This is a genomic window from Streptomyces sp. NPDC096324 (genome assembly GCF_044763015.1).
Taxonomy (GTDB): domain Bacteria; phylum Actinomycetota; class Actinomycetes; order Streptomycetales; family Streptomycetaceae; genus Streptomyces.
In genome coordinates this window covers 85,101-108,465 of record NZ_JBIWFK010000014.1, presented here as the reverse complement: position 1 = coordinate 108,465, position 23,365 = coordinate 85,101, and the positions used below count along the sequence as shown (strand labels likewise).

The window sequence follows — 23,365 nt, the reverse complement described above, 5'->3', positions numbered from 1 at the left end:
CTCGTTCGCCATGATTATTGGCAGCAGGCGCGCCGGTCCGCAGTGACCGCCACGTACGACCAGGTACGGGCGGACACCGTCGTTCTCGACCCGCGCGCAGACCTCTCGCACCCGCGAGGGGTTTTTCGCATTTCTGGCCCACCTTCAGCCGGGAGCGCAGCGCGAGGGATCATTGGGGGACGGTGGAGCCGGTCATTCCGGTAGACCGAGTTTCAATACAGGAGCCTTGAGACCATGACGGAAACCAGCGAAGTCGACGATTCCTTCCACGTCTTCGACACGACGCTGCGCGACGGCGCGCAGCGCGAGGGCATCAACCTCACCGTGGCGGACAAGCTGGCCATCGCGCGGCACCTGGACGACTTCGGGGTGGGCTTCATCGAGGGCGGCTGGCCCGGCGCCAACCCCCGCGACACCGAGTTCTTCGCCCGCGCCGCCCAGGAGATCGACTTCCGGCACGCCCAGCTCGTGGCCTTCGGAGCGACCCGCAGGGCGGGCGGCAAGGCCTCGGAGGACCCCCAGGTCAAGGCACTCCTGGACTCGGGTGCCCCGGTGATCACGCTGGTCGCCAAGTCCCACGACCGGCATGTGGAGCTGGCGCTGCGCACCACGCTGGAGGAGAACCTGGAGATGGTCCGCGACACCGTCTCCCACCTGGTGGCACAGGGCCGCCGGGTGTTCGTGGACTGCGAGCACTTCTTCGACGGCTACCGCGCCAACCCCGCCTACGCGAAGTCCGTGGTGCGGGCCGCGCACGAGGCCGGCGCCGACGTGGTGGTGCTGTGCGACACCAACGGCGGGATGCTCCCGGCGCAGGTGCAGGCCGTGGTCTCCACCGTCCTCGCGGACACCGGCGCCCGCCTCGGCATCCACGCCCAGGACGACACCGGCTGCGCGGTCGCCAACACCCTGGCCGCCGTCGACGCGGGTGCCACGCACGTGCAGTGCACCGCGAACGGCTACGGCGAGCGGGTCGGGAACTCCAACCTGTTCCCCGTGGTGGCGGCCCTGGAGCTCAAGTACGGCAAGAAGGTGCTCCCCGAGGGCGCGCTGCGGGAGATGACGCGGATCTCGCACGCGATCGCCGAGGTCGTCAACCTGACCCCCTCCACCCACCAGCCGTACGTGGGAGTGTCGGCGTTCGCGCACAAGGCGGGCCTGCATGCCTCCGCCATCAAGGTCGACCCCGATCTGTACCAGCACATCGACCCCGAACAGGTCGGCAACACCATGCGGATGCTGGTCTCCGACATGGCCGGCCGCGCCTCCATCGAGCTCAAGGGCAAGGAGCTCGGCGTCGACCTCGGCGACGACCGCGAACTGGTCGCCCGGGTCGTCGAACGCGTCAAGGAGCGCGAACTCGAGGGCTACACCTACGAAGCCGCCGACGCCTCCTTCGAGCTCCTGCTCCGCGAGGAGGCCGAAGGCCGCAAGCGCACCTACTTCGAGGTCGAGTCCTGGCGGGCCATCGTCGAGGACCGCCCCGACGGCAGCCACGCCAACGAGGCCACGGTCAAGCTCTTCGCCAAGGGCGAGCGCATCGTCGCCACCGCCGAGGGCAACGGGCCGGTCAACGCCCTCGACCGCGCCCTGCGCGTGGCCCTGGAGACGCTCTACCCGCAGCTCGCCAAGCTGGAGCTGGTCGACTACAAGGTCCGCATCCTGGAGGGCAAGCACGGCACGCAGTCCACGACCCGCGTCCTGATCTCCACGTCCGACGGCACGGGGGAGTGGTCCACGGTCGGCGTGGCGGAGAACGTCATCGCCGCGTCGTGGCAGGCGCTGGAGGACGCGTACACCTACGGCCTGCTCCGGGCCGGGGTCGAACCCGCCTCGTAGACCCGCCCCGAACGCCGGAGGGCGCGCGAACCGCACCCTCCGGCGTTCACCGCGTTCACCACGTCCCGGTTCCTTCGCGGTGCCGGGCGGCTACCGGAGCTGCCATTTCTGATTGGCGGCCCCCGTGCACGACCAGATCTGCGCCCGCGCCCCGTTCGCGGACGAGTTGTCCGTCACGTCGAGGCATTTGTTCGCCGCCGTGTTGACCACGTCACCCGTCGACGATCTGTACGACCACTGCTGGGCGCCCGAGCCGTTGCAGTCGTAGAGCTGGATCCTGGCGCCGTCGGACGTCGAGCCCGAGGTGACGTCGAGGCACTTGCCGAGCGCGCGCACCGATCCGTCGGACCCGACGGTCCAGGACTGCGCGGCGCTGCCGTTGCAGTCGTAGAGCTGGACCGCGGTGCCGTTGGCGTTCGACGCCCCCGCCACGTCGAGGCACTTGCCGGCCAGTCCGACGAACGCGCCGGACTGGCTGCCGCCGCCCGACGGGGTGCCGGACCAGGTGAACGTCGCCGAGGTCTTGCCCGGCAGCGAGTAAGTGGCGTGCTGGGAACCCCAGTTGATGGTGACGGTCCTGGCGGTGGACGCGTCGTTGTAGGCGATCAGTGCCTTGCCGCCGTCCGGGTTGCGCCAGGCGACGTTCGGGACGGTGGACGAGGCGGTGGAGGCGATCCGCTGCGCCCCGGGCCGGACGAACTTCGTCAGATGGCCCATCGTGTAGTACTCGACCGTGTAGTCGACGGTCCCGCTCGCCCCGTCGCCGTTGTGCACGGTGATCAGCCCGGTGCAGGTGCCACAACCCCCGTTGTGCGGGCCCTTGTTCTGGTCCACGGCGAGCGACCACTTGGTCACCGACTTCGCCCAGTCGCGGGTGTAGTCGACGATGTTGAGCATGTCCTCGCGCTGCTGGTTCGCGATCCAGGTGCCGCCGGAGTGCTCGGTCCCGAAGGCGTCGAGGCCGGGGTACTGGTTGTGCACACTCGTCTGCTTGGCGATGTCACCGCCGTAGCCGTGCCAGGCGATCCCGCCGAAGTTCGGGTGCGAGCGGACCGCGGCGTCGTCGACGGTCTGGGCGGCGTAGGAGTCGTACACGTCCCAGTTCCAGTCGTGGGCGAGCACCTTCGTGGACAGCCCGGCCGCCTGGAGCCTGGGCAGCAGCTCGCTCTTGGTGAAGTAGGCGAGCCCCGAGGCGTTCCAGCTCATCGAGGGATAGCCCGAGCAGCAGGTCGGCTCGTTCTGCGCGGTGACGTACGAGACCGGGATGCCTTGGTCCCGGTACGCCTGGAGGTACTTCACGAAGTACGAGGCGTACGCGCCGTAGTCCTCCGCCTTCAGCCAGCCGCCGTTCAGCGACCCGCTGTCCTTCATCCAGGCCGGCGCCGTCCACGGCGAGGCCATCACCGTCAGGGAGGGGTTGAGCTGGAGTGCCTGTCTGGTCAGCGGGACCACGTCGGCCAGGTCGTGCGCGACGGAGAACCGGGCCAGGTTCGGGTCGCTCTGCCCGGCCGGCACGTCGTCATAGGTGTAGCCGTAGCGCGCGAGGTCGGAGGCGCCCATCGGGTTGCGCAGGAAGGACAGTCCGATCCCGTCCGTGGGGGAGAAGAGCTTGCGCATCGCCGCGTCACGGGTGCTCTGCGACAGCGCGCCGCTGCTGTTCATCAGCCAGGCCGCGGTGTCCGTGAAGGAGGCGCCGCCGCCGGTGAAGCTCTGGTACCGCGTGTTCTCGTCGACGGTGATGTTCTCGCCACCGCCGCCGCTGCCCGACTGGAAGGCGAACGGCGCCTGCGCCTGGAGGCCGCGCACGACATGCCGTCCGCCGGCGTCGTCCGTCGTCGTCAGATAGGCGGTGACCTGTTCGCCCGCGGCGTGCGCGGGCGCGGCCGCCGTGAATCCCGCGGTGGCGAGCAGCCCGGCGACGATCAGCCGGGCCGTCCGAGTGGATCTCCTGGTGGATCTCCTCATGGAGCGCCGCCCTTCTGGAGGTGGGGGTTGGGAGGCGTGCGAGGCGTGAGTAAATGACGGCTGCGAAGGCGCGTCAAGGGGTTGCGCGTTCAGACTTTGAAGGAACAACTGCCCTGATCCGGCCGGGACTTGAGTCTGTACCGGTTCTGGCGTGAAGTCTTGACGGGTTGCCGGGGCACCAGTTAACTCACGCCGTGATCTAAGTCGTGAGACGAGCGAGGGAACAGAGCGGCACGTCATCGTCAGGAACCACGTCGTCCGCACCACGTGAGAGTCGAGGGGAACCCCATTGACCGGGCTCGATCGGAACTCCGTACGAAGAACCGCTCTGCTGGCCGGTGCCGCGCTGATCGCCGGACTGCTTCCGCTCGCCTCGGCGGGAACGGCGGCGGCCGATGAACCCGCGCCCGTCCCCGTCGACCGCTTCGAGGGCGAGGTGCCCTTCGCGAACCAGCCCGCCGAGGGCCTCTTCACCTGGGGCGGCGACAGCGACGACCCGCCGAGACTCGCCCTGACCGCGCGCTCCGACGCACCCGAGGGCGCCAAGGTCCTCACCGGCGACTACGACATCAGCGGCTACGGCGGATTCACCCACGACTTCGCGGCGGACCAGCCGGCCCACGACTGGTCCGCGCACAAGGGCATCCGCTTCTGGTGGGACGGCCGGAACACCGCCAAGAAGATCTCCTTCGAGATCAAGGACGGCGGCGCCAACGGCGAGGCCTCGGAGCTGTGGACGACCTCCTTCACCGATGACTTCAGCGGCTGGAAACAGGTCGAGATCCCCTTCGCCGACTTCGTCTACCGCACGGACTACCAGCCCGTCGGCGGCATCGACCAGGTCCTCGGCCTGACGCAGATGTGGGGCTACGCCCTCACCCTCCCGGTCGGCGCCCCGGGGCAGTTCGCCCTGGACGACGTCGAGCTGTACGGCAAGGCCGACCAGTCCCTGCGCGCCTCCGTCAGCACCGACTCGGCGGTCTACCCGGTCGAGGAGGGCGGCACGGCGCGGGTGAGGGTCTCCGTCGCCACCACCGGCTCCGCCCCGATCGACGAGCCCGTCACCGTCGCCTACGAGAGCGCGGGCGGCGGCGCCGCGCCGGGCAGGGACTACACCCCCGTGAAGGGCGAGATCACCTTCCCGGCGGGTACGACGTCCGGCACGAGCCGTACCGTCACCGTCCGGACCCTGCGCGACAAGTCCGCCGAAGCGGCCGAGACGATCCCCCTCAAGCTCACGGTGACCGGGGCCAAGGCCCCCGCCGAGACCCCGCAGGTCGTCATCGACGCCCACGGGCTGCCGTATCTGAACCCGAAACTGCCCGTGCGGAAGCGGGTCGCCGACCTCGTCTCCAGGATGTCCCTGGAGGAGAAGACCGGGCAGATGACCCAGGCCGAGCGCGGCGCGATCGGCACGGGCGGCGACATCGCCGCCTACGACCTCGGGTCCCTGCTCTCCGGCGGCGGTTCCACACCGACCCCCAACACCGCGGCGGCCTGGGCGTCGATGATCGACGGCTACCAGCTCCGCGCGCAGGCCACCCGGTTCCAGATCCCGCTGATCTACGGCGTGGACGCGGTGCACGGCCACAACAACCTCGCCGGCGCGACGGTCATGCCCCACAACATCGGCATCGGCGCCACCCGCGATCCCGCTCTGGCGGAGCGGACGGGCGCGGTGACCGCCTCCGAGGTCCGCGCCACCGGCATCCCCTGGGACTTCGCGCCCTGCCTGTGCGTGACCCGCGACGAACGCTGGGGCCGCTCCTACGAGTCCTTCGGCGAGGACCCGGCGCTCGTGAAGTCCATGGAGACGGTCGTCCAGGGCCTCCAGGGTGCCCGCGACGGCAGTGACCTGAAGGACGACGACAGGGTCCTCGCGACCGCCAAGCACTTCGTCGGCGACGGCGGCACCGGGTACGGCACGTCCACGACGGGCTCGTACACCCTCGACCAGGGCGTCACCAAGGTCACCCGGCAGGAGCTGGAGGCCGTCCACCTGGCGCCGTTCAAGACCGCGGTCGACCGGGGCGTCGGCTCGGTCATGCCGTCGTACTCCTCGCTCGACATCATCGGCGACGGTCAGGGCCCGGTGAAGATGCACGCCCGCGCCGACATGATCAACGGCGTGCTCAAGGGCCGGATGGGCTTCCACGGCTTCGTCATCAGCGACTGGAACGCCATCGACCAGCTCCCCGGCGACTACGCCTCGCACGTGCGCACTTCGGTCAACGCGGGCGTGGACATGATGATGGTGCCGTACTCCTACAAGGACTTCCGGACGACGCTCACGGACGAGGTGAAGGCGGGCCGCGTCACCCAGCGGCGGATCGACGACGCCGTGTCGCGCGTCCTCACCCAGAAGTTCGAGCTGGGGCTCTTCGAGAAGCCGTACGCGGACACCGACGGCGCCTCGCGGATCGGCTCCGCCGCGCACCGCTCCGTGGCACGGCAGGCGGCGGCCGAGTCCCAGGTCCTGCTGAAGAACGCGGGCGGCGTCCTGCCGCTGAAGAAGTCCCAGAAGGTCTACGTCGCCGGTTCGAACGCCGACGACCTCGGCAACCAGACCGGCGGCTGGACCCTCACCTGGCAGGGCTCGTCCGGGAACATCACCAAGGGGACGACGGTCCTCCAGGGCATGCGGAACGCCGGCGGTGACGTCACGTACTCCAAGGACGCCTCGGCACCGACGGGCGGGTACGACGTCGGCGTGGTCGTCGTCGGCGAGACCCCGTACGCGGAGGGCGTCGGCGACGTCGGCAACGGCAACGACCTGGAGCTGACCGCGGCGGACAAGGCGGCCGTCGACAAGGTGTGCGCGGCCATGAAGTGCGCCGTGCTGGTCGTCTCGGGCCGCCCGCAGCTGATCGGCGACCGGCTCGGCGGCATCGACGCCCTCGTCGCCTCCTGGCTGCCGGGCACCGAGGGCGACGGGGTCGCGGACGTCCTCTACGGAAAGCGCGCCTTCACCGGGCAGCTCCCGGTCACCTGGCCCAAGGCGGAGGCCCAGCTCCCGATCAACGTCGGTGACGCCTCCTACGATCCGCAGTTCCCGTACGGCTGGGGGCTCACCACGCTGACGAAGACACCGGGGGGTGGCGCCACCACGCTGCGGGAGCTCGCCCGGGTGGCCTCGGCGGCGGAGCGGAGCGGCGCCGACAGGACGGCCCGCGCGGTCGTGACCAAGGCCCGCCTGCTCGTCCAGCAGAAGATCGGCACGTCGGTCACCGCGGCGAACGCGGGTCCCTTCGCGGACGCGGACCATCTCCTGCTGACCGGCCACTACGGAGAGGCGGTGGCGAAGCTGGCCCAGGCGTACCGCGCGGCCTGAGGGAGAAACGGGAGGGCCGGCCGGGGCTGAACCGTCAGCCCCGGCCGGCCCGCGTTCCGGCGGCCGCGGCAGGCCGCTCTGCCGATGTCCGGTTTCGCTCCGGTTCGGGTAGCTTCAAGGCATGAGGGCCGCACTCACCCGAGGACTTCCAGGCCTGCTGGTCGCACTGATGCTCGCGGCCCTGGCGCTGGTGTGGCTCCCGGCGCCCGGGGCCCACGCCGCCACCGATGTCTCCACCGTCGCGGCGGCCCTGCGGAAGGGCCCGGTCTACGTGGACCCGGCCGCCTCCGGCCAGCTCTCCGCCACGGAGGCCGACGCCCTCGCCGCCAAGATCAAGAAGGCGGACAAGCCGGTCTTCGTCGCGGTGCTCCCCGCGGACTTCCCCACCGCGAACCTGTTCCGGAACCTGCGCACCGACACCGGGATCACCGGCCTCTACGCGATCAGGCTCGGCGACCGCTTCGACGCCCGCGCCGACTCCGCGGTGATGTCCCGCTCGGCCGTGCAGAACCTCGTCACCAGCGTCCAGGGCGTGTCGGACGCGAACACCCAGCTCAACGAGTTCACCGACCGCGCGCTCGCCAACATCCACGGCGCGGCCCCCGAGAGCTGGGGCGGCGGCTCGAACGACGGAGGCGTCTCGACGGGAGCGCTGATCGCGGTCGGCGCGGTGGCCGTGATCGGCGGCGCGGGCGCGTACACGGTCGTACGGCGCAACCGGCGCCGGCAGGAGGAGGAACAGCGTGCCGCGCTGGACCGGCTCCGCGTGGTCGTGGACGAGGACATCACCGCCTTCGGCGAGGAACTCGACCGGCTGGACTTCCACCCCGCCGAGGCCGGCGCCGACGACGCGATGCGCGCGGACTACGAACGCGCGCTGGACGCCTACGACCAGGCGAAGTCGTCCATGGCGCAGGCCCGGCGCCCCGAGGACGTGCGCGCCGTCACCCAGTCCCTGGAGGAGGGCCGCTTCTCCCTCGCCGTGCTCGCGGCGCGCCGCGAGGGCCGCCCGGTGCCCGAGCGGCGCGCGCCCTGCTTCTTCGACCCCCGGCACGGCCCGTCCGTCGCCGACGCGGCCTGGACACCCGCCGGGGGCGCGCCCCGCGAGGTCCCGGTCTGCAAGGCGGACTGGATGCGTCTCACCGGGGGCGAACAGCCGGCGGTGCGCGAGGTCGAGACGGAATACGGCCGCCGACCGTACTGGGACGCGGGCCCGGCGTACGGCCCCTGGGCGGGCGGCTACTTCGGCGGCGGCCTGCTGCCGGGCCTGCTCGTCGGGACCGTGCTCGGCAGCATCATGGCGAGCCCCGGGTACGGGGCCGCGTACGGCACCGGGTACGGCGACTTCGGCGGCGGCTACGACGGAGGCGATGTCTCCGGCGCCGACTTCGACTCCGGCGACTTCGGCGGCGGCTTCGGTGACGGCGGGGGAGGGGACTTCGGCGGGGGCGGCGGCGACTTCGGCGGCGGTTTCTGAGGCCGGGCGCGCCCCGCGGCCCTCCCCGCGGCCCTCCCCGCGGCCCTCCCCGGGGCCGGACACGAGAGCGCCCGCCTCCTCCCTTACGGAGAAAGCGGGCGGGCGCGCTCGGTGGGCCACGGGCCGGTGACTCAGCCGGCGTTCCTGATCGCCGAGATGTCGAAGTTCAGCTTGATCTTGTCGGAGACGAGGACGCCGCCGGTCTCCAGGGCCGCGTTCCAGGTGAGGCCCCACTCGGAGCGCAGGATCTCGGCCTTGCCCTCGAAGCCCACGCGCTCGTTGCCGAACGGGTCCTTCGCGGAGCCGTTGAACTCCAGGTCGATGCTGATCTGCTTGGTGGTGCCGAGGATCTCCAGGTCGCCGGTGATCCGGTAGTCGTCACCGCCGAGGGCCTCCGCCTTGACGGAGCGGAACGTCATCGCCGGGAACTCGTCGGTCTTGAAGAAGTCGGCGCTCTTGAGGTGGCCGTCGCGGTCGGCGGAACCGGTGTCGATGCTGTCCATCGTGATGTCGAGGGAGGCCGTGGACCGCGACGGGTCGCCGCCGTCCAGGTGCAGGGTGCCCTCGAAGTCCTTGAAGCTGCCCTTGACGTTGGTCACCATCGCGTGCCGGGCGACGAAGCCGATCGTCGAGTGGGCCGGGTCGATGGTGTAGTCGCCGGTCAGCGCGGCCAGGTCCGGGCTGACGGCGGCGGCCGGCGCGGTGGCCGTCGCGGCGGCGGAGGTCGTGGCGGTGTCGGTGGTCTTGCGGCCGAAGATACCCATGAGGTGCTCCTTGGGGGGACGGGCCGCGGTTCCGGGGAGAGCCACGGCGTGAGTCTGTTGAATGTTCAACGATGCCAACGTGGGCAACCGTAGACCTATTCCGTTCAAGTTTCAACAGCATCCGGAGTGTGCGCGTGATGTCACGGTGGGTCGCATCCGTCCGGCGTCGAGACCGGGAGCGCGAGCGGCATCCGCTCGCACGGGAACGGTCGCGAGCTCGACTACGGTCACGCCGGCGAGGGCGACCACCGGGACGTCCTCCACCGCGCCCGCGGCGGCCGCCGAAGCCGTGCCCCCGGGGTGCGCGGACCGCCGAACGGGCGTCCGCGTCACCCCGGTGACGGCATGGGCCGCTCATGAATGTGAGGGGGCGGTCGGCCGAACAGTTTGTGAGACCCCGACAACCCCAGGCCCCTCCGGGCAGTCGGATCGCCTGCATGTGATGGTGGTTCTGTTCAGGGGCACCAGGAAAACGGTCCGGAGACTGTGCAGAGTCGACGGGCCTCTTTCCTTGGTGGACTTCGTATGGTCGCTACATGACCGTTTTGGACGAGGCCGACACCGCGAGCTCCACGATCCCCTCAGGCGAACCGACGGACGCGCGTGGCCGGGTGGCCGAGCTGCACGCCATCCGTGCGGAGGCGCTGCGGGGTCCCAGCGAGAAGGCGACCGAGGCGCAGCACGCCAAGGGCAAGCTGACCGCCCGGGAGCGCATCGAGCTGCTGCTCGACGCGGGCTCGTTCCAGGAGGTCGAGCAGCTCCGCCGGCACCGGGCGACCGGGTTCGGCCTGGAGGCCAAGAAGCCGTACACCGACGGTGTCATCACCGGCTGGGGCACGGTCGAGGGCCGCACGGTCTTCGTGTACGCCCACGACTTCCGCATCTTCGGCGGCGCCCTCGGCGAGGCCCACGCCACGAAGATCCACAAGATCATGGACATGGCCATCGCGGCTGGTGCGCCGCTGGTGTCCCTGAACGACGGCGCCGGCGCCCGTATCCAGGAGGGCGTCTCCGCGCTCGCCGGCTACGGCGGCATCTTCCAGCGCAACACCAAGGCTTCCGGCGTCATCCCGCAGATCTCCGTGATGCTCGGCCCCTGCGCCGGCGGCGCGGCCTACTCGCCCGCGCTCACGGACTTCGTCTTCATGGTCCGCGAGACCTCGCAGATGTTCATCACCGGCCCGGACGTGGTCAAGGCGGTGACGGGCGAGGAGATCACCCAGAACGGTCTGGGCGGCGCCGACGTCCACGCGGAGACCTCCGGCGTCTGCCACTTCGCGTACGACGACGAGGAGACCTGCATCGCCGAGGTGCGCTACCTCCTGTCGATGCTCCCGCAGAACAACCGCGAGAACCCGCCGCGCGCGGAGTCCGCGGACCCGGCCGACCGCCGCAGCGAGGTGCTGCTGGACCTGGTCCCGGCCGACGGCAACCGCCCGTACGACATGACCAAGGTCATCGAGGAGCTCGTCGACGACGGCGACTACCTCGAGGTCCACGAGCGCTGGGCCCGCAACATCATCTGCGCGCTGGCCCGTCTCGACGGCCAGGTCGTCGGCATCGTTGCCAACCAGCCGCAGAGTCTGGCGGGTGTGCTCGACATCGAGGCATCCGAAAAAGCTGCACGCTTTGTCCAGATGTGTGACGCTTTCAATATCCCGATCATCACGCTGCTGGACGTGCCCGGGTTCCTCCCGGGTGTCGACCAGGAGCACGGCGGGATCATCCGGCACGGCGCGAAGCTGCTCTACGCCTACTGCAACGCGACGGTGCCGCGGATCTCCCTCATCCTGCGCAAGGCGTACGGAGGTGCCTACATCGTCATGGACAGCCAGTCCATCGGGGCCGACCTCACCTACGCCTGGCCGACGAACGAGATCGCCGTGATGGGCGCCGAAGGTGCCGCCAACGTCATCTTCCGCCGTCAGATCGCCGATGCCGCCGATCCCGAGGCGATGCGCGTCCGCATGGTCAAGGAGTACAAGGCCGAGCTGATGCACCCGTACTACGCCGCCGAGCGTGGGCTGGTCGACGACGTCATCGACCCCGCCGAGACCCGCGAGGTCCTGATCAAGTCGCTCGCGATGCTGCACACCAAGCACGCGGACCTGCCCTCCCGCAAGCACGGCAACCCCCCGCAGTAACCCGGCGGATCCTCCGCGGTACCCCCGCGGAAACCTCTCTCATGGAGACTGAAACCTATGAGCACCCCTGACATCCGCGTCGAGAAGGGCCACGCCGAGCCCGAGGAGGTCGCCGCCATCACCGCGATCCTCCTGGCCCGTGCGGCCTCCGCTCCCACTGATGCCGACTCCTCCCACCGCCCCCACCGCAAGGCGGGCTGGCGCCGCCTGGAGCGGGAGCCCGGTTTCCGGGCGCCGCACAGCTGGCACTGAGAGTCCGACGCCGACAGCCCCGTCCTCCGATGGAGGGCGGGGCTGTGGTGTGTCCGGAAGCCCGCGGACGCCCTCCACGGCCAACAGGAGCCTCCGGGGCGGGTGTTCGGGCACTCCCTGCCACCCGCCCGCCCAACGGGGCGGTACGGGGCAGGAGTTCGGCCGGCGACGCACGACGGCCCCCGTTCCTCCGGGTGGAGGAACGGGGGCCGTCGTCGTGCGAGCGGGGGACGCTAGCGCAGGCGCGCCATGAGGGCGTGCTCGACCAGCGTGATCAGCGCGGACTTGGCGTCCGCGCGGTGACGGGCGTCCGTCGTGATGATCGGGGCGTCCGGGCCGATCTGGAGGGCCTCGCGGACCTCCTCCGGGTTGTACGGCTGGCTGCCGTCGAAGCCGTTGAGGGCGATGACGAACGGCAGGCCGCTGTTCTCGAAGTAGTCGACCGCGGGGAAGCAGTCGGCGAGACGGCGGGTGTCCACCAGCACGATGGCGCCGATCGCGCCGCGCACGAGGTCGTCCCACATGAACCAGAAGCGGTCCTGGCCCGGCGTACCGAACAGGTACAGGATCAGGTCCTGGTCCAGGGTGATACGTCCGAAGTCCATGGCGACCGTCGTGGTCTTCTTGTCCCCGGTGTGGGTGAGGTCGTCGATGCCCGCCGAAGCAGACGTCATGACGGCCTCGGTGCGCAGCGGGTTGATCTCCGAGACGGCGCCGACGAACGTGGTCTTGCCCACGCCGAAGCCGCCCGCCACCACGATCTTCGCGGACGTGGTGGAGCGGGAAGGCCCTCCGCTAGAGCTTGCGAAGTCCACTGAGCACCCTTTCGAGCAATGTCACGGCTGGCTGGCCGCCGGCGCTCTCGTCGCCGCCCGGCTGATGAATGGCGACCAGGCCCGCTTCCGCCAAGTCGGCGACGAGGATCCTGGCCACACCGAGAGGGATGGTCAGCAGGGCCGAGATTTCAGCCACCGACTTGATCTCCCGGCAGAGGTTGCAGATGCGCTGATGCTCGGGCAACTGGCCCTGCATCTGGTGAGGCTGCGCGGTTGTGTGCACCAGCGCCTCGATGGCGAGCTGGTAACGGGGCCTGGTGCGGCCACCCGTCATGGCGTACGGACGCACCAGGGGGTTGCTCGCCGACCCGGCGGGGGACGCCTCGGGCGAGCGTCGCTGCGGCTGCACGGGCTGGATGCGCGGAGCCGACGGCTGGTCGTACGGAGACGGCCCGGGACCCTGGGGACCCTGGGGCGCGTACGGCTGGCGCCGCTGGCTGGGCGCGGAGGGAGGAAAGTTGTACCGGTTCGGGTCGCCTGAACCGTCGCCCTGCCCCTGGCCGGGGCCGTACGACCAATTGCCCGAAGACGAACCGCCTGGGGGTGTTACCACTTTCTCTCCTCCTCCGACCGTGCCGGGCACCCAACGCTGGGACCGCGTCCCGAAACCTTACGGCCCCGGGACGCGAATTCGCACCGTCTGTCTATTAGTTGAGAAGGCTGCCCTGGAGCTCCGCACGAAGGTCCGGAGTGAGAACCGTGCCCGCACGGTCCACCAGAAGCGCCATCTCGTACCCAATGAGACCGATGTCCGCCTCAGGGTGTGCAAGTACTGCGAGTGAAGAACCGTCCGAAACGGACATGAGGAAGAGGAATCCTCGCTCCATCTCCACAACAGTCTGGTTCACGTGGCCGCCCTCGAAGATACGGGAAGCACCCGCGGTCAAAGAGGTCAGACCGGACGCGACGGCCGCCAACTGGTCGGCGCGGTCACGGGGAAAGCCTTCGGACATAGCCAGAAGGAGTCCGTCGGCGGAGACCACCACCGTGTGCGACACCCCGGGGGTGTTGTCCACGAAATTGGTGATCAACCAGTTCAGGTTCTGTGCCGCCTGGCTCATCGGGCTCACAACTAACGCTCCTGGTTGTAGGTGCTGTCAGGACCGAGGCCCTGGCCGTTCGTCTCACTACCTGCATTGCGTCCCCGCTCCACGCCGCGACGCAGGTTGCTCAGCCTGCCCCGGACGTCTTCGGGAGCACGGGAGACCTGGGGGCCGCCCTGCGGGGTCGATTCCGCGGTTCCCTCGACCAGGTTGGCCTTGGGCACCCTCCGCGGCAGACCGGACGAGGTGACCCCGCCCGCCTTGGGCTTCTTGAGCTGCTCGGCGCGCTGCCAACGGTCGTCGTTCGACGACCGCCAGTCGTCGCCCGTGTTCCCGGAGGACATGGGCGGCGCCTGCTCCCTCGCCGGTTCCGCGGGACGCCGGCCGTTGCCGGCGGGAACGGGTCCGCGGCGGGGGAGGCCCGCGTCGGTCATCGTGTGGGGGGCCGAAGCGGCCGGACCCGGACGACCAAAGCCTACGCTGTCCCGCTCGTTCGCGTCAGCGACCTGCGGAGATCCCGCTTCCGGAGCGTAGTCGGGCCGGTACCCGCCCTGGTACGCGTCCTGCTGCGGCCAGTCGTCCTGGTAGGACGGCTCACCGTAGCCCGACAGCGTCTCCGGGGCGGAGCCGCCCATCCCGGCGTGCTCCTGCTGGACCGGCTCCGTGTAGGAGGGCTCAGGGTAGCCGCCATTGGACGGGAAGTACGCCTCGTCGTACGCAGCCTGCTGCGGCTCCTCGTACGACGTCTGCTGGTCGTACGTGGTCTGCTGCTCCTCGTGCACACCCTGCGCGCCGTCGTACGCCTGGGCGCCGTCGAACGACGGCTGTCCGTTGTCGTACGAGGGGGCGGCCGGGGCGTCGAAGGCGTCGCCGTAGGCCTGGGGGGCCTCGATGGCCTCCGGACCCTGCGCCTGGGCCTCCAGGGCCGCACGGCGCTCCTCACGCATCAGGGAGCGGCCCACCGGGTCCAGGTCACGGGCGTCGTCCGGGACCTCGTAGCGGCTGTCGTCGAAACCGAGGTCCGCGGCGGTCAGCACGGGCTGCTGCTGCACACCGAAGTTCTCGCCCGGGAACTGCTGCTGCTGATGCTGCTGCTGCTCGGGAATGATCTGCGACACGGTGAACTCGTCGGTCATCGGCTGCTGCTCGCCACCGCCACCGTGGGTGATGGCGTCGGGGAGCATGACGAGGGACGTGGTGCCGGCCTGCTCGCCCGAGGGGCGGAGCTGGACGCGGATGCCGTGGCGGTCGGACAGACGGCCGACCACGAAGAGGCCCATGCGCTGCGAGATCGCGGCGTCCACGGTCGGCGGGTTGGCCAGCTTGTGGTTGATGTCCGCGAAGTCCTCGGCCGTGAGACCGATGCCCTTGTCGTGGATCTCGACCATGACGCGGCCGTCGGGGAGACGGGTCGCGGTGACACGGACCTTGGTCTGCGGGGAGGAGAACGTGGTCGCGTTCTCCAGGAGCTCGGCGAGCAGGTGCACGAGGTCGGTCACGGCGCGGCCGTGGATCTCGGCCTCCGGGACACCGGAGAGCTCGATGCGCTCGTACTGCTCCACCTCGGAGGAGGCGGCGCGCAGGACGTCGACCAGCGGGACCGGCTGGTCCCAGCGGCGTCCGGGCTCCTCGCCGGCGAGGACCAGGAGGTTCTCACCGTTGCGGCGCATACGGGTCGCGAGGTGGTCCAGCCGGAAGAGGTTCTCGAGCTGGTCCGGGTCGGCCTCGTTGTTCTCCAGGTCGGTGATGAGGGTCAGCTGGCCCTCGATCAGCGACTGGTTGCGGCGCGAGAGGTTCGTGAAGATCGCGTTGATGTTGCCTCGCAGGAGGGCCTGCTCGGCGGCCAGTCGCACGGCCTCGCGGTGGACCTGGTCGAAGGCGCGGGCGACCTCGCCGATCTCGTCCGTCGTGTTGATCGGGATCGGCTGCACGCGGGTGTCGACCCGGCCGGGGTCGGTGCGCGAGAGCTGGTCGACCAGCATCGGCAGGCGCTGCTCGGCGACGTTGAAGGCGGCGCTGCGGAGCTGGCGCATCGCGCGGCTCATCTGGCGGGCCACCATGCCGGCCAGGATGAACGCGGCGAGCAGGGCGACCACGACGATGGCACCGGTGATGAAGGCGTCGGTCTGAGCCGTGTCGGAGATGTCACCGGCCTCGGCCACGGCCTTGTCGGCGAGGTCCGACTCGATCTGGCGGTACGCGTTGTACTTGGCGGTGTTGACCGCCATCCAGTTCTGCGCCGTGACGCCCTTGGCGGCGAGTACCGCCCGGTCGCTCTCCAGCGGGGAAGCGAGCGACGCGAGGTCCTTGACCATCTCGTTGTCGCCCGTGGGCGGCGGTACGTAGGTCGGGTCGGCGGCCGCGGCTTCCTTGGCCTTCGCGGTCAGCTCCGACTTGATCTTCGCCGACGCCTCTTCGAGCTTGGCGGTGTCGGCCTCGGTGCCACCACCCTTGTACTCCTCGATGGCGATGCCCTCGAGGTAGGCGTACGAGGAGAGGGCGACGCGCTGGCTGGCGAGGCCGCTGACGCCGGGACCCGGCTTGATCAGCAGGTGCAGGCCGATGGACCGCTCCAGCGACAGCGCGGCCTTGGACAGCGAGATCGCGTAGACGGTACGGCCGTAGCTGGTGATGTTGCCGGTGCCCAGGCCGAGCTCGTTGGCGAACTCCATCAGCGGGTGCTGGATCTGGAGGTAGCCCTCTTCGGTCTGCACACCGGGAAGCTTGGTGGTGTACGCGACGGTCCGCAGCTTCTCGAGACCGGGCTCGACGTTGCGGAAGACCGTGAGGCGGCGCTCCAGACCGGGGGTCTGGGGCATGTTCTGGGCGGCCTCGTCGAAGGCGTCCGCGGCCAGGTCGGTGTCCCGGCGGACCTTCACGACGGTGGCGTCCTTGGCGCCCTTGCCGGACAGCAGGGGCACGGCGCTGAGGTCGCGCTCGACGAACAGTTTGTCGCCGTAGTTCAGTGCCGCCTGCACGAGGCGCGCCGTCTTCTCGGCGTCCTGCGCTTCCTGCCAGGTGTCGATCGAGCTCTTCACCTGGAAGCCGCCCATGACGAGGCCGACCACCACGGGTATGAGCAGGATCGCGTTCAGCCTGGTCGGCACGCGCCAGTTGCGCGGGGAGAATCGGCTCCCGCTCGGCGCGGGCGCCTGCGTGGGCTCGGGGCCGGCGACTTGTGCGGGCGCCGCTCCGCGCGCCGGCGGGGTGAAGTTGCCCCGTGCCGACGGCTCGGGACCGTTCATGCTTCGCCTCACTCGACCAACAACCTCTCGGCGTCGGCACCTACTGTGTGCCGCCGTATCTACCAGCGCCCTTGACTACTGGGCAGTTCAGCGCATTCCAGCACGTCAAGCAGCGCCATTCCAAACACTCGGAACGGGTGATTCCGAGTGGTGCCGACCACAGATAAAACGGTCATAAAGAGCGAGCCCCGCCAAAAGACGGGGCTTTCATGAACGCAGGGGCATCGGGTGACCGCTATGCGTGTCGGGGCCAGCGAAATTCTCTGTCGAAACGTTATGAACACCGAGGCCGGCCGTGTCAAATGACACAGCCGGCTCCAATGCGTCTACGACAACTTCCATAGGGAGCCGTCTACTTGGCTGCTACCGCAGCCGTGCCATGAGGGCGTGCTCGACCAGCGTGATGAGAGCGCTCTTCGCATCCGCACGGTGTCGCGCGTCCGTCGTGATGATCGGAGCGTCCGGGCCGATCTGAAGGGCCTCGCGCACTTCTTCCGGGTTGTACGGCTGGTGACCGTCGAAGCCGTTGAGGGCGATGACGAACGGCAGGCCGCTGTTCTCGAAGTAGTCGACCGCCGGGAAGCAGTCGGCGAGACGCCGGGTGTCCACCAGGACCACGGCACCGATGGCGCCGCGGACCAGGTCGTCCCACATGAACCAGAAGCGGTCCTGGCCCGGCGTACCGAAGAGGTACAGGATCAGGTCCTGGTCGAGGGTGATACGGCCGAAGTCCATGGCCACCGTGGTGGTGGTCTTGTCCCCGGTGTGGGTGAGGTCGTCGATACCCGCCGAGGCGGAGGTCATGACGGCCTCGGTGCGCAGGGGGTTGATCTCGGAGACGGCACCCACGAACGTGGTCTTGCCGACACCGAAACCACCCGCTACGACGATCTTCGCGGAGGTGGTCGCCCGGCCTCCGTCAGAGCTTGCGAAGTCCACTGAGCACCCTTTCGAGCAGTGTCACGTCCGGCGCGCCGCCGTTGTTCTCATCGCCGCCAGGCTGGTGAATGGCGACAAGTCCGGCCTCGGCGAGGTCCGCGACAAGGATCCTGGCCACGCCGAGCGGCATGGACAGGAGGGCCGACACCTCGGCCACCGACTTCACTTCCCGGCACAGGTGGCAGATGCGCTGGTGTTCGGGGAGCAGTCCCATCAGCTGGGCCGGATCGGCCGTGGTGCTGATCAGAGCTTCTATGGCCAGTTGGTACCGCGGCCTGGTCCGGCCGCCGGTCATCGCGTACGGACGTACCAGCGGCTGGTCGCCTTCATCCCCGTACGAATCGTCGTACGGATCATGAGAGGCGGGGGGCGGGGTCATGAATCCTCCGGGCGGGACAGCAAGTCGGTCAGTCGTGCCGTCTGTTGAGGCCGGTGGGGGGATTGTGGCGGCCGGACGGTGATTTCGTGCGGTGTCTGGATCCGGCGGCGGTCAGTGAAGCAGACTGCCTTGTAGTTCGGCACGCAGGTCCGGCGTGAGGACGGCGCCCGCACGGTCGACGAGCAGTGCCATCTCGTAGCCGACAAGGCCGATGTCGCAATCCGGGTGGGAGAGGACCGCGAGGGACGATCCGTCCGAAACCGACATCAGGAAGAGGAAACCGCGCTCCATCTCCACGACCGTCTGGGCCACCGAGCCGCCTTCGAAGATCCGGGAAGCCCCGGCGGTCAGCGAAGTGAGTCCGGAGGCGACGGCCGCCAGTTGGTCCGCGCGGTCGCGGGGGAAGCCTTCGGACATTGCCAGAAGGAGTCCGTCGGCGGACACGACGACGGTGTGGGACACCCCAGGGGTGTTGTCCACGAAGTTGGTGATCAACCAGTTGAGGTTCTGTGCCGCCTGGCTCATCGGGCTCAACTAACGCTCCTGCTGGTGAGTGGGGCTGGGGAAGCTGCCGGTCTGACCGTTGCCGGCCTGTCGACCCTGCTGAATGCCCCGACGGAGATTGGTCAGCCGGCCGCGTACGTCATCGGGCGCACGCGAGACCTGCGGACCGCTTTGGTGCTGTTGCTGCTGTGCCGTGCCCGCGACGAGGTTGGCTCGCGGGACTCGGCGCGGCAGGCCTGAGGTGGTGATCCCGCCTGCCGACGGCTTACGGGAACGCTCCGCCTGCTTGACGAGATCGTCGTTCGGAGAGCTGCGCCACGAGGTGGCGGCCGGCGCTGCGGCCGGTGCGGCAGCCGGCCGCTGCGGAGCCGGCGGAGTCTGCGGCTGCTGGGGAGCGGCCTGGGCGTATCCCTGGGACCCGTTGTTCTGCGTCCCGTTGTTCTGCGTCCCATGGCTCTGGGCGGCACCGCCCGCGGGCGCGCCGTCCGAGCCGTTCGCCTGACCGTGGAACCAGTTGGTCTCCAGCGTGTCGTACAGCGGCGTACGGCCGTCACCGGGGTTCGAGGCCGGGGGAAGCGCCTCGGGGGCCTGCGGACGGGCGGGGGCCTGTGGGGTGGCCGGCCGCTCGTACTGTCCGGTGGACGAGCCCTGCCCGTTGCCGTAGCCGGGTGCCGCGAACTGCCCGGTGGACGCGGGGTCCTGGGAAGGCGCGTAGCCCGGCTGGGCGAACTGGCCGGTGGACGACGGGGACTGGGAGGCCCCGTAGCCCTGGGCGGGGAACTGTCCCGTGGCGGCCGGGTTCTGGCCCGCCGAGGACTGGTTGCCGTAGCCGTACTGGCCGTTGTTCTGGCCGTTGTTCTGCGGCGCGCTCGCGCCGGGGCGCGGGGCGTCGAAGTCGGGACGGGCGAACTCCGCGGTGGAGGCGGGGCCCTGACGGTCGTCGACGCGCGGCATGCGCGACGTGGCGTCGGGGTCCTCGTGACCACGCGGGGTGTCGTGCGAGGTCCGCGGCACCGGCGGCTGGGCGTTGTCGTCGCTCCAGCTCGGCGTGCGGGAACCGGCGTTGCCGCCGGGCAGCTCGGCGCGTGCGCCACCGCGGCCCGGAAGCTGCGGACGACGACGGCCGCTCTTGCCGCCGGACGCCTTCGCGGGCGCGGCGGGAGCCTGGTTGCTGTCGCCGAAGGCGTTCTGACCCGTCTGGCCCGTGCCGGATCCGTTGCCGAAGCCCTGCTGCTGCGAGCCGTTCTGGGCGGGGAAGCCCTGCTGCGGGCTCTGCCCGAAGGCGTTCGCGCCGGCGGGAGCCTGCCGGCCCTGCTGACCCTGGCCCTGCTGCGGACCACGCGCTCCGCCGGCGGCACCGGGGCGACCGCCCTGGCCCGTGCCGGGCAGCGCGGCTCGCGGAGCCTGGCCCGAGCCGACCTGTCCGCGCTGCGGCGGGGCCCCGAGGGGACCGCCGGGAGCGGAGGGGGAGCCGGCGCCGAGCGAGGGACCGCCCGAGCGACGGGCCGCGGCCACACCGGCCGAGGCCTGCGACGCGGCGGGGCCGCCGGCGCTCTGGCCCGGCTTGTTCGGCATGGGCTTCTTGCCGCCCTGGGCGACGTCCACGGGCAGCATGACCAGCGCGGTCGTACCACCGGAGTCGGACGGGCGGAGCTGGATGCGGATGCCGTGACGCTGCGACAGACGACCGACCACGAACAGACCCATGCGTCGGGAGACGGAGACGTCCACCGTGGGCGGGGCGGCGAGCCGCTCGTTGATCGCGGCCAGGTCCTCGGGGGACAGACCGATGCCGGTGTCGTGGATCTCGATCAGCACGCGGCCGTCGGGCAGGGCGTGACCGGTGACCTTGACCTTGGTCTGCGGGGAGGAGAACGAGGTGGCGTTCTCCAGCAGCTCCGCGAGCAGGTGGACGAGGTCGTTGACGACCCGGCCGGCGACCTCGGTGCCGGGCACCGAGGCGAGTTCGATGCGCTCGTACTGCTCCACCTCGGAGGCGGCGGCGCGGAGGACGTCGACCAGCGGGACCGGACGGGTCCAGCGACGGCCGGGCTCTTCACCGGCGAGGACGAGGAGGTTTTCACCGTTACGGCGCATGCGGGTCGCGAGGTGGTCGAGCTTGAACAGCGAGGAGAGCTGGTCGGGGTCGGCCTCACGGGACTCGAGCTCGGAGATGAGCGAGAGCTGGCGCTGGATGAGACCCTGCGAACGGCGCGAGAGGTTGGTGAACATCGCGTTGACGTTGCCTCGCAGAAGGGCCTGCTCGGCGGCGAGGCGGACTGCCTCGCGGTGCACGTCGTCGAAGGCCGCGGCCACCTGGCCGATCTCGTCCCGGGAGTGCACACCGACCGATTCCACGGAGGTGTCGACGTCCTGCGGGTCCGACTCCGAGAGCTGCTTGACGAGCTCGGGCAGACGGTCCTGGGCGACCCTGGTGGCCGTGTCCTGCAGGCGGCGCAGCGAGCGGATCATGGACCGGGCCACGACGAAGGCGCCGACGAGCGAGACACCGAGGACGAGCAGGATCAGGATACCGGAGATGATCGCTTCACTCTGCGACTCGTTGCGCAGCGCACGGGCCTTCTGCTCCATCTCGCTGAGCAGCGTGGTCTCGATCTTCGACATCTGGTCGATCTTGGACGAGTCGTCGTCGAGCCAGTCCCTGTAGGACCGCTTGTTCTGCGTCTTCAGGCCCTCGGGGTTGGTCAGCACGCGCTTGGCGTACTGGTCGGCCGACTTGATCGTCGGGTTGTCGCCCTCGATCGGCAGGAGGAGGTCCGTGCTGCCGGCGCCGTAGATGTTCTTGAAGGCCTGGTTCTCGGACTCCTGGCTCTCCTGCGCGGACCGCGCGTACTGCTGGTCGTTCTTGGAGAGGGTTCCGAAGGTCGTCGGGCGCGTGGGAAGCGCGGCGGCGATGACGGCCCGCTGGACGGAGGCGTACTCCTTGGCGGCGGAGAACGAGGCCAGCGCGCGGGTGCGCTGGATCATCTCCGGGTTGCTGGTCGCCTCGGCCATGTCCTGCGACAGCGAGAGGAGCTCGTTGACCAGGCGGTGGTACGCGTCCACCGTCTGGGTCGAGTTCTGCGGGTCGTTGTAGGCGTCGCTGCGGATCTGGTTGAGCTTGTAGAGCTCGCTCACGACACCGACGAGGCTGTCGTGCACGCCGGAGAGCTGGCCCTTGGCCGTGGCGTCGTCGACCTGCTGGGTGCCCTCGAGGAAGTGCTTCTTCGCCACGTCCGTGGCGTCGCGCACGTTCTTGACTTCGTAGTCGTTGGACAGGGCGCCGTGGGCCAGCGGGCCGGCCGTCTCGTCGCGCTCCTGCTGGAGGGCGGCCGCGAGTTCGGTGGCCTGCTTGGTCATCTCGGTCAGCAGTCGCATGTTGTCGAGCTGCTGGATGTTGTCCATCGACTCGTTGATGCGGAGCGCACCCAGCGAGGTCGCGGCGACCACGGGGAGTGCGAGCAGCGAGACGAGTCGCGTCGAGATGCGCCAGTTCCGCAGGGCTACGCGCGAGCCGTGGCCCGGTGTGGCGCTCTGCGTGGCGTCGGTCGTGGTGGCGGGAGCCTTGGGCTTCGCGCCGGCGCGAGCGGAATGTTCACCGCTGCCGCCGACCTCTGCCGGTCCCGGGTTCTGGGCGTGCTGGGGCGAGGAACCGCGGTCGGTCCCGCCGCGCGGCTCCGGCTCCGCCGAAGCGCTGCCATCCCTCTTGAAACGTCCCTGCACTAGCGTCGCAACCTCTGGACCAGGCGCCCCTCCGCTGGAACGGCGGGACGGTGTCGGCGTTGTACACGGACGCAGATACGCCCTGTGTATGTGGTCGAAGTGACCGGCGCAGGCTCCCCCTTCCCGCCGCCACTCGGCGCTGAGTAGCGCCCCCGCGCGTCGGATCGTGAAATCCGCGGCGGTCCGAGGAATTCCAGCACAGCCCAGGATCTCCAACAAGGCCCGTGTACCAGGCTGTGACCTTCGTGACAGGATGTGAGTGACAGGTCACGAGGTGTGTAAAGGGTTCTCGTACATACCGGGCATAGGCCTACGAGCCGTGGGCGCGCATACCCTGTCCCAGTCGCGATGATCAGGAGCGGAATGGTTGGTTCAGTAGCGTAATGTCCGTTTGGTCGCCCTGAGTTGAGGGCCTCGATTGACCGGTTTGCCCCTTGGTGAGTGAGCAAACTCACATGCCGATCATGGCCTCTTCGCGTCGTCGCCCGGGAATTGAATGTTTAGCCTGACGCTTTACAGGGATGGCGAATCCGACAACCCGCGTCTATGTGGGGCTCTTTGACCCCGACCGGCGCCCAGGACGACAAGGTCGAGCAAAACGGTGAAGACGACGATGATGTTCCGCAACATTGCCAATCCGCAGCGCACGACGCTGGCGCACCTCGAGGACGCCGACGCCCTGCGTACGCCGGAGCGGCCGGAGCACGCGGTCGTCCTCCCGCTCCAGACCGCCAACCCCCGCCGCACCGTCCTGATGGACGCCCCGGTCACGGTCTCCGCCGCGGAGTGAACGCGGTGTCCGGCCGAGGGCCGCGCCCCGCGGCGCGGCCCGGCCGGTCGCGCACGACCGCGGGCCGGCCGGTCACGGCCGCCCCTCCCCGAGGGAACCGTCGCCCGCACCCGGACCGGCGCGCCGCCGCTCAC

16 protein-coding genes are annotated in these 23,365 nt (G+C 69.9%); 6 read left to right on the top strand and 10 right to left on the bottom strand.

Features of this window, described 5'->3' with window-relative positions; translation table 11 throughout:
• The first annotated feature begins 234 nt into the window (after positions 1 to 234).
• Entirely contained in the window at positions 235 to 1,839 is a 1,605-nt protein-coding gene (cimA, locus tag ACIQ7M_RS32670) for a citramalate synthase (protein WP_355761605.1), read from the top strand.
• Between the two features lie 90 nt (positions 1,840 to 1,929).
• On the opposite strand, the gene ACIQ7M_RS32665 is transcribed toward cimA, so the two are convergent.
• Positions 1,930 to 3,804 carry a lectin gene (locus ACIQ7M_RS32665; RefSeq protein ID WP_403651036.1) on the bottom strand — a complete coding sequence of 625 codons (1,875 nt, stop codon included), beginning with the start codon at positions 3,802 to 3,804 and terminating at the stop codon, positions 1,930 to 1,932.
• 289 nt (positions 3,805 to 4,093) lie between these two features.
• Between ACIQ7M_RS32665 and ACIQ7M_RS32660 the strand changes: the two genes are divergently transcribed.
• Both ACIQ7M_RS32660 and ACIQ7M_RS32655 read left to right on the top strand, forming a co-directional pair.
• Positions 4,094 to 7,135, top strand: coding sequence for a glycoside hydrolase family 3 protein (locus ACIQ7M_RS32660; RefSeq protein WP_403651034.1), 3,042 nt, complete (start codon positions 4,094 to 4,096; stop codon positions 7,133 to 7,135).
• A gap of 121 nt (positions 7,136 to 7,256) precedes the next feature.
• A complete protein-coding gene (locus tag ACIQ7M_RS32655; RefSeq protein WP_403651032.1) occupies positions 7,257 to 8,612 on the top strand; it encodes a hypothetical protein in 1,356 nt (451 codons plus the stop codon).
• A 131-nt stretch (positions 8,613 to 8,743) separates the two neighbouring features.
• Here ACIQ7M_RS32655 and ACIQ7M_RS32650 read toward each other — a convergent pair whose 3' ends face one another.
• Positions 8,744 to 9,376 carry a YceI family protein gene (locus ACIQ7M_RS32650; RefSeq protein ID WP_386984149.1) on the bottom strand — a complete coding sequence of 211 codons (633 nt, stop codon included), beginning with the start codon at positions 9,374 to 9,376 and terminating at the stop codon, positions 8,744 to 8,746.
• A 536-nt stretch (positions 9,377 to 9,912) separates the two neighbouring features.
• On the opposite strand from ACIQ7M_RS32650, the gene ACIQ7M_RS32645 reads away from it, so the two are divergent.
• Together ACIQ7M_RS32645 and ACIQ7M_RS32640 are read left to right on the top strand one after the other, a co-directional pair.
• Positions 9,913 to 11,520 carry an acyl-CoA carboxylase subunit beta gene (locus ACIQ7M_RS32645; protein WP_355761620.1) on the top strand — a complete coding sequence of 536 codons (1,608 nt, stop codon included), beginning with the start codon at positions 9,913 to 9,915 and terminating at the stop codon, positions 11,518 to 11,520.
• A gap of 57 nt (positions 11,521 to 11,577) precedes the next feature.
• Positions 11,578 to 11,772: an acyl-CoA carboxylase subunit epsilon gene (locus ACIQ7M_RS32640; RefSeq protein ID WP_384787264.1), complete on the top strand. Its 195-nt coding sequence runs from the start codon at positions 11,578 to 11,580 to the stop codon at positions 11,770 to 11,772.
• Positions 11,773 to 12,005: 233 nt separating this feature from the next.
• Here ACIQ7M_RS32640 and ACIQ7M_RS32635 read toward each other — a convergent pair whose 3' ends face one another.
• From ACIQ7M_RS32635 to ACIQ7M_RS32600, 8 genes are all read right to left on the bottom strand, one after another.
• Complete coding sequence (locus ACIQ7M_RS32635; protein WP_351123795.1) at positions 12,006 to 12,587, bottom strand: ATP/GTP-binding protein; 582 nt, start codon at positions 12,585 to 12,587, stop codon at positions 12,006 to 12,008.
• Positions 12,568 to 13,161, bottom strand: coding sequence for a DUF742 domain-containing protein (locus ACIQ7M_RS32630; protein WP_355761626.1), 594 nt, complete (start codon positions 13,159 to 13,161; stop codon positions 12,568 to 12,570). Before ACIQ7M_RS32630 ends, ACIQ7M_RS32635 begins: the two co-directional genes overlap by 20 nt.
• Positions 13,162 to 13,255: 94 nt before the next feature.
• Entirely contained in the window at positions 13,256 to 13,669 is a 414-nt protein-coding gene (locus ACIQ7M_RS32625) for a roadblock/LC7 domain-containing protein (RefSeq protein WP_261709979.1), read from the bottom strand.
• 11 nt (positions 13,670 to 13,680) lie between these two features.
• Positions 13,681 to 16,908: a nitrate- and nitrite sensing domain-containing protein gene (locus ACIQ7M_RS32620; RefSeq protein WP_403651028.1), complete on the bottom strand. Its 3,228-nt coding sequence runs from the start codon at positions 16,906 to 16,908 to the stop codon at positions 13,681 to 13,683.
• A 351-nt stretch (positions 16,909 to 17,259) separates the two neighbouring features.
• Entirely contained in the window at positions 17,260 to 17,835 is a 576-nt protein-coding gene (locus ACIQ7M_RS32615; RefSeq protein WP_028802395.1) for an ATP/GTP-binding protein, read from the bottom strand.
• Positions 17,816 to 18,214 carry a DUF742 domain-containing protein gene (locus ACIQ7M_RS32610; RefSeq protein ID WP_355761631.1) on the bottom strand — a complete coding sequence of 133 codons (399 nt, stop codon included), beginning with the start codon at positions 18,212 to 18,214 and terminating at the stop codon, positions 17,816 to 17,818. The genes ACIQ7M_RS32615 and ACIQ7M_RS32610 overlap by 20 nt, the downstream gene beginning before the upstream one ends.
• A gap of 111 nt (positions 18,215 to 18,325) precedes the next feature.
• Positions 18,326 to 18,739, bottom strand: coding sequence for a roadblock/LC7 domain-containing protein (locus ACIQ7M_RS32605; protein ID WP_355761633.1), 414 nt, complete (start codon positions 18,737 to 18,739; stop codon positions 18,326 to 18,328).
• Between the two features lie 9 nt (positions 18,740 to 18,748).
• Positions 18,749 to 22,441, bottom strand: a complete 3,693-nt coding sequence (locus tag ACIQ7M_RS32600; protein WP_403651025.1) for a nitrate- and nitrite sensing domain-containing protein — start codon at positions 22,439 to 22,441, stop codon at positions 18,749 to 18,751.
• A 601-nt stretch (positions 22,442 to 23,042) separates the two neighbouring features.
• Between ACIQ7M_RS32600 and ACIQ7M_RS32595 the strand changes: the two genes are divergently transcribed.
• Positions 23,043 to 23,231, top strand: coding sequence for a hypothetical protein (locus ACIQ7M_RS32595; protein ID WP_355761637.1), 189 nt, complete (start codon positions 23,043 to 23,045; stop codon positions 23,229 to 23,231).
• Positions 23,232 to 23,365: the final 134 nt, after the last annotated feature.

Coding starts and splice junctions, on each gene's coding strand:
- ACIQ7M_RS32650 (WP_386984149.1), bottom strand. CDS start 9,376: ATGGGTATCTTCGGCCGCAAGACCACCGACACCGCCACGACCTCCGCC.
- ACIQ7M_RS32610 (WP_355761631.1), bottom strand. CDS start 18,214: ATGACCCCGCCCCCCGCCTCTCATGATCCGTACGACGATTCGTACGGG.
- ACIQ7M_RS32655 (WP_403651032.1), top strand. CDS start 7,257: ATGAGGGCCGCACTCACCCGAGGACTTCCAGGCCTGCTGGTCGCACTG.
- ACIQ7M_RS32605 (WP_355761633.1), bottom strand. CDS start 18,739: ATGAGCCAGGCGGCACAGAACCTCAACTGGTTGATCACCAACTTCGTG.
- cimA (WP_355761605.1), top strand. CDS start 235: ATGACGGAAACCAGCGAAGTCGACGATTCCTTCCACGTCTTCGACACG.
- ACIQ7M_RS32645 (WP_355761620.1), top strand. CDS start 9,913: ATGACCGTTTTGGACGAGGCCGACACCGCGAGCTCCACGATCCCCTCA.
- ACIQ7M_RS32640 (WP_384787264.1), top strand. CDS start 11,578: ATGAGCACCCCTGACATCCGCGTCGAGAAGGGCCACGCCGAGCCCGAG.
- ACIQ7M_RS32665 (WP_403651036.1), bottom strand. CDS start 3,804: ATGAGGAGATCCACCAGGAGATCCACTCGGACGGCCCGGCTGATCGTC.
- ACIQ7M_RS32625 (WP_261709979.1), bottom strand. CDS start 13,669: ATGAGCCAGGCGGCACAGAACCTGAACTGGTTGATCACCAATTTCGTG.